Genomic DNA, 15,120 nt, shown 5'->3' with positions numbered 1-15,120 from the left:
TGGGCTCCGAGCTGGGGGATTGAATGCGGGCCAGGCGGGGGCCGGGGCCGGTGTACCTGGCGATGGCATAGTAAGCCGCCACTTGTGTTCCAAGGCACTCGCGGTCAGTCGGAGTAATCGATCCCCAGCATAGGGTGTCACCCCCAAATGCGATGTCACCGAATCGAACCAACCCCGAAACGACCAAGCTGTATCCGTCCGGTGGGGTAGGTGGGTTGCACAGTGCCATGATCTTCCTCGAATAGTCCTGGTGCGGGTTGACTGTATCCGCAATTCTACCGCCGAGCGCCGGGGTGAAAAACGGTACCGTGTTTTGAGGTGCGATCCCAAGGGGAGAGCAATACACTCGGGGCAGCTTTAGCCAATTGATGCCCAGGTATGAGTCAAGAAACCTTACTAAGCCGTCGTCAAATCATTGCCGCGGCGCTCTCAGCTCCGATAGCAATGACTTCAATCCCATCCCTCGCATATGGATCGAGGCAGCGCGACTGGCGTGCAGTTCTCCTTGATCGGGACCGGTTTCTTGACCTTGAACGCCCCCAGTCGGGCGAGAAGGCAAGGTTCTATTACTACCGGAAAGGGCAAGGGTGGGACCAACGCGGATACGCTATCGCCTGCACCCTGCTGAGAGACGTGGTATCGAAGAAGACGGTCCAGATCGACGCCAAGCTGCTGGATTTGCTCTGGATCGCCAGTGCATACCTGCGCATGAAGCAGCTTCCGGCAAAAATACTCATTAACAGCGGATACAGAACGCCGGCATTCAATTCCTCACTTGAGGGTGCTGCCCTGAATTCGATGCACGTCAAAGCGAAAGCAGCTGACATTCGCATACCTGGGGTTGGAACAGAGCCACTTGCGAATTTGATTAAGGTGATCGGGGTTGGGGGGGTGGGAACCTACATTGCCAAAAACTTCGTGCATTTGGACGTAGGGGCAGTGAGAAGCTGGCGGGCTGCGGTCCAGTTGCCTCATCAGGACAGTTGGTTGGCAGACTACTCGCCCAACGATCTGGACAGGATGTTCGCCCGGCCAGATGTTCCTGAGCACGGGCGCATTATCTACGCTTAGCGTTAGGCCTGCTTGATGCGAATCTCGACACGACGGTTTTGCGCCCGGCCCTCAGCCGTTGCATTGCTCGCAACAGGGATGAGCGGGCCAACTCCACGCACTGCAATCGACTGAGCAGGAACGCCGCCAGCGAACAGATACTGCGCTACCGATTGCGCGCGCGCGTAGCTCAAGAGGTTGTTGAATTGGGAGCTGCCGGTGGAGTCTGTATGACCCGTAACTTCAACCCTAAGGTTCGACTGACCTTCCAGGGCACTCGAAATAGCGAACAACCCTTGATACGCGCTCGGGTGTAGGTCAGCTGACGCCGAACTGAAGACAACATCGGCAGGGGCCTGGATCGTCAGCATCTGGAGGCCAGTTGCAGGGTCGATGCTCGTGGATGCCTCCATCCCTTTCTGCTTCAACTCCTCCTGCAACTTGATAGCCCGCTTGTCCATCCAATACCCGGTACCGCCGCCGAGTGCTGCGCCGGCAGCGATACCTATCAGAGCCCCGCGCTCGCCACCGACAGCCGCGCCCAGGATACCCCCGGCTACTCCGCCGACGGTCGCGCCGATTGCAGTCCGGTCGAACTCTCGCTCACCCGTCTGCGGGTTGACCGAACAGCCAGAGACAACGGTGAAGCAGATGGCGATGACAGCAGATTTGATGGCGGTATTCATGGGTGACACTCCTTAGTTAGTGAGTCCATGATCAACGCGGTTTGGGTGTGCCAGAAGCCTCTGCGCTAATGTCCGACAATAAAGTCTGTCATCTCTCACGCCAGAGTTTCGGGGGTTGTGGAGCTTTCAGACAATTCTGTAAAGCTGTCACAGACCGTCCGCTCTCATGAATCACAAGAAGAATCAAACAATAAGGTCTGTCACCAAAATCTATCTTATTGAAAAATAGGCATTTTCCCTACCTATCCTGCATATTAGAGACTTGGACTTTGATCTTCTTCCCCTGTGTGCACATGGTGGGCAGGAGCAAGCTCCCCACCCAGGCCTCACCTCTCCAGTCGCACTCGTAATCGTCGGGCACGCTCCTGAAACGCGGTGTTACCGCCTTCCAGAATTTCACATACCGCTTTGCGCACCTCCAAACTCTCCAGGCCGCCTGATACATAGGAGATAGGCGGTAACCCACCTGGGGTATTGGGTCCCGAGGTCGCCACGATTATCTGGTCAGCATCAGTATTGATCACCAGGTTGGCGTTGTGGGTGACCATGATGACCTGACGTTTCGCCTTGGCAGCGATGAACAGAGCCACCAGCTCATCGAAAACTGACTTAGGATCAAGGTTTTCCTCTGGCTGGTCGATGATTAGAGGCCGATCGTCAGCGTCGTCGAGAGCCAGATACAGCAGCAGGAGCACAATTCCCCGCGTCCCGGGCGATAGCTTTCTTATGTCGATGCCGTCGTAAAGGATTTCGTACCGGACCGTCATGTGATCGGTGCTGTAGAGCCAGGTTGTAAACTGCTTGGCCCACGCTCGGAACTCTGCTTGCTGCGTTTGGGCGAACGGGGCATGCGAGACGAAGTCTCTGCGGTACTTTTCCATGAAAGCCGCCATCGCCGTCTGTATATCCAAGGCTGAGCCCGTTTCCCAGACGACTTTAAGCTCTTTTGTGGCAGCGTCAATCAGGGAGCCGCGGCCGTTAAAAGGCCCAGCCTTTCGCCGATCAAGTAGCGTGTCCTCCCCGATCTCTCCCCACTTAACAACGTCAGCTGTCCGCCGGACAGAGATGCTGAGCTTTTTGAGTGTTCCTGACGATGCTCCCAGCCGAACCATCAATGGATCATAGAGATCGGCCAAGGCGTTCTGTTCATTGATAATAGCCTCGAACACACGGCCGTAGGTCTCATTGCGCTCAGATTGCAGCGCCTTACGGCGGGCCTCAGCACCTTGAGCATCGGTGAGCCTGGTCTCCAGTGTTTTGAGAGCTGTGTTCTCTTGGGTGATACGGTCGTTCAGGGCCTTGAACTGCTCTTGAATCAGCTTATCGGCGCTGAACAGCGCTTCGAGCCTTGTCATCTCGGCGGCTATAGGCGCCAATGGCAGACTTGAGATGTCTGTGGAATCTGCGATCAGAGGGACATTTGGATCGCCCGGAGGTGGCGGCACACCTTTGAGTTTGGCGATTTCCGTATCAGACCATTTGATGTAGCCGTCAAGGCTCTGGTCAACGTTCCCTTGATAGATCAGTAGAAACTCATCCCACTGGTCCGACCGAAGACCGCTATTGGTGTGCCTGGCTTGAGCCTGCCGCAGCATTTCAGGTGCACCAGTAGCGCGCATGCTCCGTACCTCGTCTTGCAGAGCAACGAAGGTGCGACGCTGGTTGCCATAGGCTTGGATAAGGTTTCGAAGATTCTGGGCAGCTTCACTCAATTGAGCATGCCGTTTCGCATGGGCCTCCGTTCCCTTGACCACAAGCTTCGCTAAATCGATGGAGTACCCTTCGATCTGCTGCTTTTTCTGAGCCACTTGGGTTGTAAGGAACACTATCGAGCTTTCTTTCTCCTGCTCAGTGGCGATTCGTTCGGAGATATCGCCTATCGCGGCTGCCTCACGTTGCCGCGCCTGCTGAAAGCGAGCTGTAAGTTGATCGCGCAGTTCCTCAAAATCCATCGCCCCATCGCGGTTATCCTGGCTATGCGACTCAAAGATGACCCTTTGAATCTCATCAACCAGTCCGTCGGACATCCCCTTGGCCGAGCACAGTTCTTCAACAAACTGCTGAGAAAGGTAGCGAGCCCTCGGAAAAGACATATGACCGTTGGCGTCTCGTCCATCAAGGGCACGTTCAACTTCTGCACCGCCTCCCCAGGTCAGGGTTGTGGAAGCATTTCCGATCAACCGTCGAGCGCGGGCCAGAAAAGATGGGCTGCTGTTTTCGTCTGCGCCCCAGCTCAGTGGAGTGATTGCATCACAGCCAGCAGCAATGATGTCAGCCAGCGCGGTTTTCCCCGACCCCCGAGCTCCAATGATCGCCACTAAGCCTGGATTGAGGGGGATATCTGGCGTTGCGGCCCAGTCCGCATCACTGATTTTGACGTGGGAAATGACCTGCGAAGGCAAAGCCGAACGTGGAGGCAACTCTCCAACGTACGCTCGACCCTCCGGATCGATGCAGGCCTGGCGAAGGGCATCAAATTCGAGCGCCCCCTTGATCCAGGAAAATCGCTTGTCGACGGGCTGTCCCACTGACTTCTGATCGTGAGAGTCACTGCCATGGAGGCATGGTTTGCAACCGCCATAGCGAATGCGCAGATCCTCTGATGTCAGCCCAGAACGCTGGCCAAGCCAGAACTCCCTCTGTGCTGGGCTACTGGAGAAAACGATATGTGCGAATCCTTCGATCTCTTGTCGCAAGGTTGCATCCGCAGCCTGTCGAACTCCAGATGTGCCATCACCTGCGTTGCCAGCTACCGCAACAAGGATATTTTTCTTCGCCCAGTCGCTTTCGTGAATCACCTTGCGCAACTGGTCGAAATTCACTTTGAACTGAGTCGCGCCATGCCGCAGAGCAGCGACATCATCCACAATTGACGTGTCTGTGCGCTTTCCGAGTTTGATCAACTCTTCTCGCGTGCAATCAAATCGATCACTGAGAGCATGAAATTGAAGCCGCTTGAGGATGCGCTTTATTTCTGAAAGATGGTCGGGATCTTCTGGGCTAACCAGCAGGTGGATATTCACAAAGCCAGATTTGGCGGCGACATCCAGACGGAGCTCAATGTTCGGAAATATGAGCTGGACCCCTGGTAACCTACCAGCAGCCTTATGCTTGAGCATCTCCTCGTAGGTGTCCGTGACGTAGTAGTCGGTAACGGCGATCGCCTCGACCTCGGGCACTAGCTCTTCGAGTGAGCGAAGGTAGGCCTCCCACGGATTGTTTGAGCCAAACTGGTTGTTCAACACCGTACCTGGAGCATGAATATGCGGCTCCCACCGATGCCATTCAGATCCCCGACTAATCATCTGCAGCCCCCATTACCAAAGTCTCCGTACCTGGAAGGTGAATCTTAAGCTTAATGGAATAGCGGGCGTGATAGAAATGGCAATATGATGGCTCACAGGGGTAGCTTAAATAGCCAAGACACCCATAGCGCCGCCGAGGGGAATCGACCGAGCCCCAACCCAAACCTCGTTACCGCGACACAAATCGGAGATGACGTTGAACGACGATCGCAAAGCCCCCATCCGTCTGGATTGCTACCGCTTGGTAAAACGCCTGAACGAGCACTTCACCAATCTCCCTGAAGCACGTATTCCAGAGGATATACATGAAGCTTGGGCTGGCTATTTCCAAGAAATGGCTATTACCCAGGAGGAAATCGACTTAATAGGCCTTTGGTACAGTCGGCACTACTCAGTCAGTCTGAGCATTCCTTCATTGAACCACTACCTGAAGCATCTTCGGTTACACGCTTCGCTGCCCGATGAACGGCTTCCGGGTCAAACCGAGATTGATGCCGGGAATATCTTGAAAGCGTGCGCATCACTCAGGCTTGATCAATACGGCCTTGCCGATGGGTTGTTTCAGGCTGCCGCATTGGTTCATCACGCCAGCTACCGCTCTGACTGCCCTATGGTCTCCCTAGAATACATTCGCACGGAGATAGAAGGCCGCGCACGTCTTGCGGACTACTTCTCCCACGACATTCTGAATGAGGCACAGGACGGTTATGGTGCGGCGGCTCATCTCAGGAAGGTACTCTTCCCACCACGAAGTTAAATCCTCTCCCTTCGACCAGCTCACAAAGGGCTTCGCACCGCTGTCACCGCTCACCATCGAGAACGATTAAATGGAAATAATAACCTGGTTTTCCGCAGATATTGAAATCAATCCGAACCACGAACTAGCATGGTTTAATCTGGGAGGAGATATCAGTATGCGGCACTCTGCTCCCGCCGCTTGGCTTTCCGATCGACCGTGAAGCGGAGTACCGGCGTTCCAAGACAAGCTCACTGGGCTTGGGGCGAAGCATGACCCTCAGCGTCTCGAAACAGCGGACGCCTTCCGAGAGAACCTTGAGCTGGTATCTCTGGCGGCCACACTAAGTTGGCCAGGCCAAAGCGAATTCTGCCCCCCATTCCGCTGAAGATGTGCACATTTTTTTACGCAAATTTTCCAGCACTGCACCTCAACAGAGTCGGGTCTTTCAGAGCCGTTGCAAGGGAGAACCGTGGCACATACTTACACATTTTAATGCAGATATTTTTGCGCGTTAACACGGGCACTGTTCTGCCATCCTAGACGGCCAAACGACGGAATCGGGGGTATTCGATTGCATTCGCATGTGTCGCATTACTAAGTATCAGGCAGTGGGCTGACGGTTTGTGCGGACGGTGATTTTGCTCGCGGTATGCCCCGTCCCTCATCTCATTATTTGCAATGGCCTCATTCATCATCTCTGGCGAAATTCGCGTTAGCATGGCCATGGCTTTTGGTGGTTGCTGAACGTCCGTAAACGGTTGAAAGCCGCTGTTCACGACCGGCAGTTACCGACCCTAAGCGGACTGCCCCGGTATGCTGGATTCGGCCAATGGCGGACAGCAGCTTGGCCTAGATTCATCATCTAGCCCTTGTAGTCGCATCTACCTCAGCGTGGAAACAACAACGTCACAGCAAAACGAAAACCCCAACCCTGCGGACCGTCATCTGGGCTGTCGAGCCAGTAGCGTGGCCCGACTTGCACCGTTAGGGGCTGACCACCGACTTTCAACAGTTGGGTGACCATCAGGTTGACCGGTACAGACCATTCGCGTGACTGCCAGTTGTAGGTAGATTCGGTGTTCACCCCGTACGTAGTAAGGGTACTGGTTGTATAAGAAAGGAAGGGCTGCAGGAAGGTCTGGTTTACCTTTTCCTTGTCGTCCGGAGGGCTGCCATCAAACCCCCAGATATGGTTGGCGAGTATTCCATGCGTCCAGCCATTTTCCTGTTTCAGCGCAACGGCGGTTGGGCCGCCTCCCCACTGCTCGCTACCGAGCAATTCATCACTGCCGGTGGGAATCAGCAATGCCGGGCCGACGCCGAGTATCCAGCCACCTTCTGTGGGCTCTTTCGGTGAAAAGAAGAAGCTTTGGGTGATATCGCCAACCCCGGACTTGTCCGCCGCACCATTGGGTGCATGACCGTGTTGATCGATGATCGGCAGGATGGTGCGCGAGATCAGGTTCCAGTCAGCGTTGAGGGTGAATGGTAGCACCGGCTGAATATTGGTCACGCTGTGCATGCCTTCCCCGGTCGGGCCCATCTTCTGGTCCCAGTTGTACTGCACCGGGAGACTGTACATGGCAGCTACGGGGTTGAGGGCTTTTTTGGCCAGCTCTGCAGAATCTTCAGCCCAAACTATGGGCACGAAGCACAACGAAGCGACCCATGCCGAAGAGGTGTATATCCATCGCTGTTTCGAATCCATGTTCATCACCTGTAGTCGACTAAAGCGAACAGCAAGGGATAAGCATAGGCAACAGTGATTTATGTGCAATTTTCTCAAAGGTTGGAGCGTCTGGGAAAGTGCTGTGCGAGCGATTGGAGGTTAGGGAAACCGACTACGGGCAACCGTTGCTTTGCGCCCATAAGGATTATTTTAGACTGTTCGGTCACTAGCCAATTGATAAAAACCTACTACGTTTATCTATGCTCGCGTTTACCGGTTTGGTAGTGCGATTTCCGACTAGCAGGAGCATAGAGATGAGTTTGGAGATGACGTCTGGGCAGTTCTTCCCTCGTAATGGTTCAAAAGCACGCAAAGTGGCGGGCATGACATGCTCACTGGTCGTAGCCATCGCGCTGGCGACCCAAGCGATGGCCGCAGAGCAACCGAAACCCGCAACGGAGGCGACCAAGGCAGCCAACAATGCCTTGCTCAAGGAACTACCGTTCAATGATAAGACGTCGTTCGAGCTGGCCCATAAAGGCTTCATTGCCCCACTGCCTACCGAAGTAATCAAGGGCAAGTCAGGCAATGTGATCTGGGATCCGAGCAAATATGCCTTCATCAAGGAAGGCGAGACAGCGCCGGACACGACCAACCCCAGCCTGTGGCGTCAATCACAACTGATCAACATCTCTGGCCTGTTCGAAGTTACCGATGGCATTTACCAGGTACGCAACTACGACCTGTCGAACATGACCATCGTCGAAGGCAAGGAAGGCATCACCATCTTCGACCCGCTGATTTCCGCCGAAACCTCTAAAGCTGCACTTGATCTGTATTTCAAGCACCGTCCGAAAAAGCCAGTGGTAGCGGTGATCTACACCCACAGTCACGTTGACCACTATGGTGGTGTGCGCGGCGTGATCAATGAGGAAGACGTCAAGGCTGGCAAGGTAAAGGTCTACGCACCTAAGGGCTTCCTGGAGCACGCAGTGGCGGAGAACGTCATGGCCGGCACCGCCATGAGCCGTCGCGCCAGCTATATGTACGGTAACCTGCTGCCGCCCAATGCCACCGGTCAGTTGGGCGCAGGCCTGGGTACTACCACCTCTGCCGGTACCGTGACCCTCATTCCGCCGACAGACATCATCGAGAAGACCGGCGAGAAGCACGTTATCGACGGTCTCACCTATGAGTTCCTCTACGCGCCGGGCAGCGAGGCGCCGGCCGAGATGCTCTATTACATCAAGGAGAAAAAGGCCCTGAACGCGGCTGAAGACTCCACCCACACCTTACACAATACCTACTCGCTACGTGGCGCGAAGATTCGCGAGCCGCTGCCGTGGTCGAAGTATCTCAACGAAGCGCTGAAGATGTGGGGCGACGACGTCCAAGTGATGTACGCCATGCACCATTGGCCGGTGTGGGGCAACAAGGAAGTGAAGGACCAGCTGTCCTCGCAACGTGACATGTACCGCTACATCAACGACGAAACCCTGCGTCTGGCCAACAAGGGGTACACCATGACCGAAATCGCCGAGCAGGTGAAACTGCCCAAATCAATTGCCAGCAAGTTCTCCAACCGCGGCTATTACGGTTCGCTGAACCACAACGTCAAGGCCACCTACGTGCTGCACTTGGGCTGGTTCATTGGCAACCCCGCGACTCTGTGGGAGCTGCCACCGGAGGAAGAGGCCAAGCGTTTCGTCGACATGATGGGTGGCGCCGATGTCGTGCTGAAAAAAGCCAAGGAGTACTACGACAAGGGTGACTTCCGCTGGGTGGCTAAGGCTGTCAACAACGTGGTCTTTGCCGACCCCAATAACCAGGCGGCGAAAAACATGCAGGCCGATGCTCTGGAGCAACTGGGCTACCAGGCTGAAAGTGGACCGTGGCGCAACTTCTACCTGACCGGTGCCCAGGAGCTTCGCAATGGTGTGCAGAAGCTGCCGACACCGGACACTGCGAGTCCGGACACTGTGAAGGCGATGGACCTGGACCTGTTCTTCGATTTCCTGGCTATGCGTCTGAAAGCGCCAGAGGTCGAAGGCAAGCACATCACTCTGAACCTCGATTTCACTGATCTGAAGCAGAAATACATGCTGGAGATGGTTAACGGTGTGCTCAACCATACCGAAGGCATGCAGTCGAAAGAGGCCGACGCGACCATCACCCTAACCCGCGACACGCTGAACAATCTGATGCTCAAACAGACCACGCTCAAAGACGCGAAAGGTTCAGGTGATATCAAGGTTGAAGGCAACGAAGGCAAGCTTGAAGAGTTGATGAGCTACATGGACAACTTCGACTTCTGGTTCAACATCGTGACGCCGTAACTCGTCAATTATGGGGAGATGGCGGCGGCAATTGGACTGCTACCGCCATCATGCAAAGTCGATGACTTTCGCTGTTTCAGACGTTATCCAGTTGGCTATATCGGAGTTCTTTATGCAGTTCAGATCACTTGCCACATCGTTGTGCGTGCTCTCCCTCGCGCTTTCGGGTTGCGCCAGCAAATACGTTGAACCCGATCAGTATTCCGGATTTCTCAAGGACTACAGTGCGCTGAAGGAGGAGAAATCACCTTCAGGTGCAGCCGTCATGCGCTGGATTGACCCGAAGGTGGACGCTAACAAATTCAGCAGCGTCTACGTCGAGCCAAGCCAGTTGTACCCCAAGCCACAAGCGACGGAGAAAATCCCGGATTCCACCCTGCAAGGCATCACCCGGTACTACAACCAGGCCCTGCAGACCCAGTTCTCCAAAGTATTGCCTCTGGCCCAGGGCCCGGGTCCGGGTGTATTGGTCGTGCGGCCGGCGATTACTGCGGTGAGTGCCAAAACCAAGGGCCTGCGTCCGTATGAGGTAATCCCGATCGCCCTGGTCGCTGCGGGCGTGAGTGCAGCCACCGGTATCCGCGACCAAGACACCAGCCTTTCGACTGAAGCGCAGTTCCTCGATGCCAGCAACAATAAGGTGGTTGCCCAAGTGGTGCGCAAAGGTGCCGGCGCCGACCTGGATAACTCCGACCAGGTGATGACGGCCAAAGACGCCCGGGCGGTGCTCGATGGTTGGGCCATTGATATTGTTAAATCGTTTGAGCAACTCAAGACCAAGCACTAAGGCGTGGCCTTCGGCCTGTCGGCATTGTCGGCAGGTCGACATCATGGATTGATCTTGAGGAGGCCTGATGAAATCAGCCACGTGTTATCGCAACCATGGCTTGCGCCTGACAAGCCTGGCGTTCTGCCTATGTGTACTGAACAGTAAAGCCTTGGCTGGTGGGATTCTGATTTACGAGGCCGGACAAGAGAGCAATGGCCTGGCCAACGCCGGCGCTGCCGCGCTGGCAACCGATCCCAGCGTGCTGATGAGTAATCCGGCGGGTATTACCGAGTTAGCGGGCACCCAGGTCAGCGCCAACGCGCAGGTGATCCTCGGTGACATGCGTTTCTCCCGCGACAATCACAACCAGTTCGACGGCAACGAAGGTGGCAACGCCCTCCAGTACCTGCCCGGAGCTAGCCTATTTATCAGCCATCAGATCGATGAGCGTGCGGCGATTGGTTTCGGCATGTATGGCAACTTTGGCTTAGCGCTGGACTACGACGATGATTGGGCGGGGCGCTACTTCAACCAAGAAGCGGCAATTATCGGCGTGTCGTTCCAGCCAACGTTGGCGTACAAGTTTACCGATGACCTGTCCATCGGCATTGGCCCCCGCGTCATGGTTGGCTACTACCGTAACGAGATGGCCATCAACAACAACCTGCTCGGCGTGCTCGATCGTCCCGATGGCCAGCTCGAATACAAAGACACTGACGTCGGCACCGGCGTCAACTTGGGGCTGTTGTACAAGCTGAGCGAGCGCACGCAAATCGGTTTTGCGTATACCAGCAAGATCGATCTGGAGTTCAAGGACAAACCAAACGTGCACAAGGTGGACAGTCTGATCCTCAATGGTGCACTGAACCGCTTGGGTACTGACTCGCTGGAGTTGGATATGTCAGTGCCGCAGACTGCGCTGATCAGTATCGCCCATAACTTCAATGAGCAGTGGAGGCTACTGGGCAGCCTCGGTTGGCAAGACTGGAGCGAGTTCGGCAACATCGGCGTCGAAGTGGATGCAGACGCCTTGGGCGTCAGTCGTACCGTCGACCGCCAGTACAAAGATACCTGGCACGCTTCCGTGGGGGTTCAGTACCAGATCAATCCGCGCCTGCGCTTGAACATGGGTTTGGGCTACGACAGTTCTGCGGTGGACGACAAAGACCGCACGGTCGATAACCCCATGGGAGAAGCCTGGCGACTGGCCACGGGCATCAGTTACCAAGTCGACAAGGGGCTTGATCTGCACGTGGCGTACACCCTGATCTGGCTAGGCGATATGGACGTGAGTCAGACCAAGGCTCGATCGGGAGATACGCTGTCGGGCACCTACCGCAACGCGGCGCTGCACGTACTCGGTGGCGGTGCAACTTGGCGTTTCTGATTCCGTGTCCTGCTCGGCCATACGAAGCGGTAAAGCACCTAACGAGCACCACACTGGTCAATTCTTTCGATTGATACAAAGCCCCTTGTCTCGGTGCAGTCGTTCGGCAGAAGGGGTTCTCATCCACTCTAAATCGAAAGACGTGCAGCCAGACGTCGCAATAACCAGGGGGTCAACATGAAAGCGGTGCTGCTCACTCTCAAACATGAAGCACTCAAGGCGCTTCCGCCGACCATTTTCTTTTTCATCATCTTGCACATTGTGGCCGCCATACGTGCACTCATGATCAAGAGCACCGGCGTTTCCGTACCAGTGTCAGCCTCGATTTTGATAGCTTCCCTGGTGCTCGGAAAGTCAGTGCTGGTGGCAGATATGCTCCCCTTCATTAATCGCTTTCCCGAGAAGCCGCTGATCTGGAACGTCACATGGAAAACGCTGATGTACGCCTTGGTCGCGCTTGTCGTGCACTATCTGGAGCGGCTTTATGAATATTGGAAGGAGGCACCCAGTGTTATGGACGCGAATGCCATGCTTTGGACCTCTATGAATTGGCCTCAATTCTGGGCGATACAGATTCTGCTCATTACGCTGATTTTCATGTATTGCGTCATCTCGGAACTGGCACGAGCGTTGGGGCAAGATCGCCTGAAGAAAATGTTTTTGGGCCCACTTCCTCCAGCAGCATGAATCGCCCCTGGGTTCGTAGACACCTTTGAATGACCGGTTCTGGCCGATTGCTGCCCTCCACGAAGGGCAGCTTTGGGGCGATTCCTGCCGGTCAAGACGTACCCGTGCGCTGGTCACATCCGATGCAAATGGCTGGTCAAGTCGAATGCAAACAGGTGGTCAAGTGGGATGCAAACGCTTGGTCAAGTCAGGTGCAATTTCCCATCGAGGGACCGGGTGAAGATGTCCAGGCGGTTTCACTCGATCGGGTAGGTGATCAGAGTCTCGCCGACAGGCACTGACTTATTGGCAGGTCAAACCAATACGGTAGCTCTAACCCCGCCCCGGACCTCCGGCGGCGTCTCCAAAGTAGTCGTCCTTAGCCACCAAACCAAAGTCTTCCTCCGCCGCCCCACCGTTGTCACCGAAGAGGTTCTGCGTACGCCGCTCTTGTTTAAGGCTGGCAATGGCCTGAAAAAAGCAGCTCTCGCAGAGGTGTAGTTCGTAGCGCTCACCATCGTGCTTCGTTCCATACCCCCACTGCGCTTGCAGGGTGCCAAACTGAAGGCCACCGCTCTCTACTGCAGTGCTGAGCTGGCAAACGTCGCATACCACATCTGTGACGGCTTCAATCTCAACCTTATCGATAATTTTCATCATCCACTCCTTCCAAGCGCTCGGTAGAGTATCTAGGCTTAACATGCCGGTATACCGCCATGCTAAGCCGGTGTATGGGCGACCGACAGCTTTCTGCCAGAATTAGCTGTCGCGGATCGCCTTTATTCTCAAGAGCACCTGTGGTGTGCCCAGCGTGATTTCTGACGTAGGCGTAGCCGCACTGGCGGTCGCGGGATGAAATGATCGTACGAAGGAGATCAGCCTGTGCACATACTCACTGTTCGTGAAGCCAGAGCCAGCTTGAGCCAAGCAATGGATGACGTGTGTAGAGATCATGAGCCGACCGCCATAGCCCGTCGGCGAGGTCACCACGTGGTGCTGCTGTCTCTTGAAGATTTTAACTCAATGAACGAGACGATGTATTTGCTCGGGAATGCATCAAACGCCTCCAGACTTCGAAAATCCATTGCGCAGCTTAGGGCCGGAGCGGTGATGTCCAAGTCCGAATTCCTAGATAGCTCAGATGACAAGGCAACCGAATAGGCTGACCGCTGCTGGTTGGAACGCGAGGAAAATCCTGTTCAAACGCCCAAGCCACGGGACTTGGTCTGGGTAGCCGAGCTCGCCACCTTGCGAGCGGATAGCACCGTCCAGATTCTACTCATGCGACCGACCGCACTCCTCGGATTCCAAGCTGCGCTGTAAGCTGGCTCTGCTGAACGTCGCAATTCGCAGGTGACAGATATGGACTCAACCGCACAACCAATGCCTGGTCACTGGTCAGCCCTCCCTCGCGCTTACCCTACCGCCGAATGCCTTAGCAGGCGCCACCAGGCTTATCTAGTAAGGCGAGACATTATCCTGACCTATGCGGTAGAAGTACTTGGCAGCCGCGACCTAGCCGTGCAGTGGTTCACCAAACCTGCCCACGGCCTGGATTACCGACCACCCTGCAGAGTCATCGCGGATGACCAAGGTTTTCATCTGGTCAATGACTACCTGTGCCGAATCGAATATGGCGTGTATTGAACAATGTCGTAGGTTGCTCGAAGCTCACTTTGTTTTAGGCTGTACAGTGAGTTACCGCCCAGCAGGAGAACACTGCCATTGGCGGAGAAGAGATGAGCAGCACGATCGAGGCGTGACAACGCTGATTGGTGATGCGATGGGAACAGTGGCGTTTACCAGTGCCGGCATCTCTGCAGAAAATGGAACTCCCACCTTCCGCGATCCCTTAACTGGTATCTGGGCACGCCATGATCCCGAAAGACTGAAGACCCCGACCGCCTTCCGCGAGGACGCCGCACTGGCCTGGAGCTGGTATCTGTGGCGACGGGTTCAGGCGGCGCAAGTCTCGCCAAATGCTGCGCCACACTGTAACGGCAAACTCCGACCCGGCATCGTGTAGTTTGGGGAAGACCTTCCGGCAGCCGCGTGAAAGCGGGCTGTTCCCGCGGCAAGAGATTGCGATGTCCTACTGTCGAACGGCACTTCCGGGATGGTATTCCCAGCAGCCGAGATTCCCTGCGTTGCGCTGCGCGCCGGCTCGTATATCGTGCATATCAATCCTACGGAAGTAGCTCAATCCAGCAGCCACTGAACGTGCCTGGTGGGATGCGCGCGAAATTGCATTCCACTTGACCACCCGTTTGCATTCGACCTGACCAGTCATTTTCATTCGTTCTGACCACCGATTGCATCGGACTTGACCAGCACGCTTCGTGGCCATGATCGGCAGAGAACGGCCAGAAGCGGACATTTGAGAGATATCCAAACTCACCTCTTGTAAGCTATCGCTCATCATCTTTATGGTTTATAGGTATCCGTTTATGATTAGTCCAAAAGAAATAATGGATCACTATGTCATCGATCCTCAGGATAGCTATTTTGTTAAT

At 55.2% G+C, this 15,120-nt stretch carries 13 protein-coding genes and 1 pseudogene; 10 read left to right on the top strand and 4 right to left on the bottom strand.

Features of this window, described 5'->3' with window-relative positions:
* Positions 1 to 378: 378 nt before the first annotated feature.
* The gene (locus H8F21_RS15010; protein WP_236043046.1) at positions 379 to 1,071 is read left to right on the top strand and encodes a YcbK family protein; all 693 of its coding nucleotides are present in this window, start codon (positions 379 to 381) and stop codon (positions 1,069 to 1,071) included.
* Positions 1,072 to 1,073: 2 nt separating this feature from the next.
* On the opposite strand, the gene H8F21_RS15005 is transcribed toward H8F21_RS15010, so the two are convergent.
* Positions 1,074 to 1,736: an OmpA family protein gene (locus tag H8F21_RS15005; protein WP_203584795.1), complete on the bottom strand. Its 663-nt coding sequence runs from the start codon at positions 1,734 to 1,736 to the stop codon at positions 1,074 to 1,076.
* A gap of 326 nt (positions 1,737 to 2,062) precedes the next feature.
* A complete protein-coding gene (locus H8F21_RS15000; RefSeq protein WP_203584794.1) occupies positions 2,063 to 5,041 on the bottom strand; it encodes a TrlF family AAA-like ATPase in 2,979 nt (992 codons plus the stop codon).
* 196 nt (positions 5,042 to 5,237) lie between these two features.
* Between H8F21_RS15000 and H8F21_RS14995 the strand changes: the two genes are divergently transcribed.
* Positions 5,238 to 5,798, top strand: a complete 561-nt coding sequence (locus tag H8F21_RS14995; RefSeq protein ID WP_203584793.1) for a hypothetical protein — start codon at positions 5,238 to 5,240, stop codon at positions 5,796 to 5,798.
* 202 nt (positions 5,799 to 6,000) lie between these two features.
* A pseudogene (locus tag H8F21_RS29635) lies at positions 6,001 to 6,121 on the top strand (NAD-dependent deacylase); the annotation flags it as partial.
* A 545-nt stretch (positions 6,122 to 6,666) separates the two neighbouring features.
* On the opposite strand, the gene H8F21_RS14990 reads toward H8F21_RS29635, so the two are convergent.
* Positions 6,667 to 7,488: a transporter gene (locus H8F21_RS14990; protein WP_203584792.1), complete on the bottom strand. Its 822-nt coding sequence runs from the start codon at positions 7,486 to 7,488 to the stop codon at positions 6,667 to 6,669.
* A 275-nt stretch (positions 7,489 to 7,763) separates the two neighbouring features.
* Between H8F21_RS14990 and H8F21_RS14985 the strand changes: the two genes are divergently transcribed.
* From H8F21_RS14985 to H8F21_RS14970, 4 genes are all read left to right on the top strand, one after another.
* Positions 7,764 to 9,785 carry an alkyl/aryl-sulfatase gene (locus tag H8F21_RS14985; RefSeq protein WP_236043044.1) on the top strand — a complete coding sequence of 674 codons (2,022 nt, stop codon included), beginning with the start codon at positions 7,764 to 7,766 and terminating at the stop codon, positions 9,783 to 9,785.
* A 112-nt stretch (positions 9,786 to 9,897) separates the two neighbouring features.
* Positions 9,898 to 10,572 carry a DUF3313 domain-containing protein gene (locus H8F21_RS14980; RefSeq protein WP_203584791.1) on the top strand — a complete coding sequence of 225 codons (675 nt, stop codon included), beginning with the start codon at positions 9,898 to 9,900 and terminating at the stop codon, positions 10,570 to 10,572.
* A gap of 67 nt (positions 10,573 to 10,639) precedes the next feature.
* Complete coding sequence (locus tag H8F21_RS14975; RefSeq protein WP_203584790.1) at positions 10,640 to 11,941, top strand: OmpP1/FadL family transporter; 1,302 nt, start codon at positions 10,640 to 10,642, stop codon at positions 11,939 to 11,941.
* Between the two features lie 177 nt (positions 11,942 to 12,118).
* Positions 12,119 to 12,628 carry a hypothetical protein gene (locus tag H8F21_RS14970; protein ID WP_203584789.1) on the top strand — a complete coding sequence of 170 codons (510 nt, stop codon included), beginning with the start codon at positions 12,119 to 12,121 and terminating at the stop codon, positions 12,626 to 12,628.
* 312 nt (positions 12,629 to 12,940) lie between these two features.
* Here H8F21_RS14970 and H8F21_RS14965 read toward each other — a convergent pair whose 3' ends face one another.
* Positions 12,941 to 13,264, bottom strand: coding sequence for a hypothetical protein (locus H8F21_RS14965; RefSeq protein ID WP_203584788.1), 324 nt, complete (start codon positions 13,262 to 13,264; stop codon positions 12,941 to 12,943).
* A gap of 225 nt (positions 13,265 to 13,489) precedes the next feature.
* On the opposite strand from H8F21_RS14965, the gene H8F21_RS14960 reads away from it, so the two are divergent.
* The 3 genes from H8F21_RS14960 to H8F21_RS29630 all read left to right on the top strand — a co-directional run bounded on the left by H8F21_RS14960 (position 13,490) and on the right by H8F21_RS29630 (position 14,633).
* The gene (locus H8F21_RS14960; protein ID WP_203584787.1) at positions 13,490 to 13,768 is read left to right on the top strand and encodes a type II toxin-antitoxin system Phd/YefM family antitoxin; all 279 of its coding nucleotides are present in this window, start codon (positions 13,490 to 13,492) and stop codon (positions 13,766 to 13,768) included.
* A gap of 201 nt (positions 13,769 to 13,969) precedes the next feature.
* Positions 13,970 to 14,254 carry an MbcA/ParS/Xre antitoxin family protein gene (locus tag H8F21_RS14955; protein WP_236043042.1) on the top strand — a complete coding sequence of 95 codons (285 nt, stop codon included), beginning with the start codon at positions 13,970 to 13,972 and terminating at the stop codon, positions 14,252 to 14,254.
* A gap of 112 nt (positions 14,255 to 14,366) precedes the next feature.
* Entirely contained in the window at positions 14,367 to 14,633 is a 267-nt protein-coding gene (locus H8F21_RS29630) for a Sir2 family NAD-dependent protein deacetylase (RefSeq protein ID WP_328824488.1), read from the top strand.
* Positions 14,634 to 15,120: the final 487 nt, after the last annotated feature.

Source organism: Pseudomonas arcuscaelestis, assembly GCF_016881005.1.
GTDB lineage: Bacteria > Pseudomonadota > Gammaproteobacteria > Pseudomonadales > Pseudomonadaceae > Aquipseudomonas > Aquipseudomonas arcuscaelestis.
Note: the sequence above shows the minus strand (reverse complement) of the source record. Positions and strands in the feature narration are given on the sequence as shown.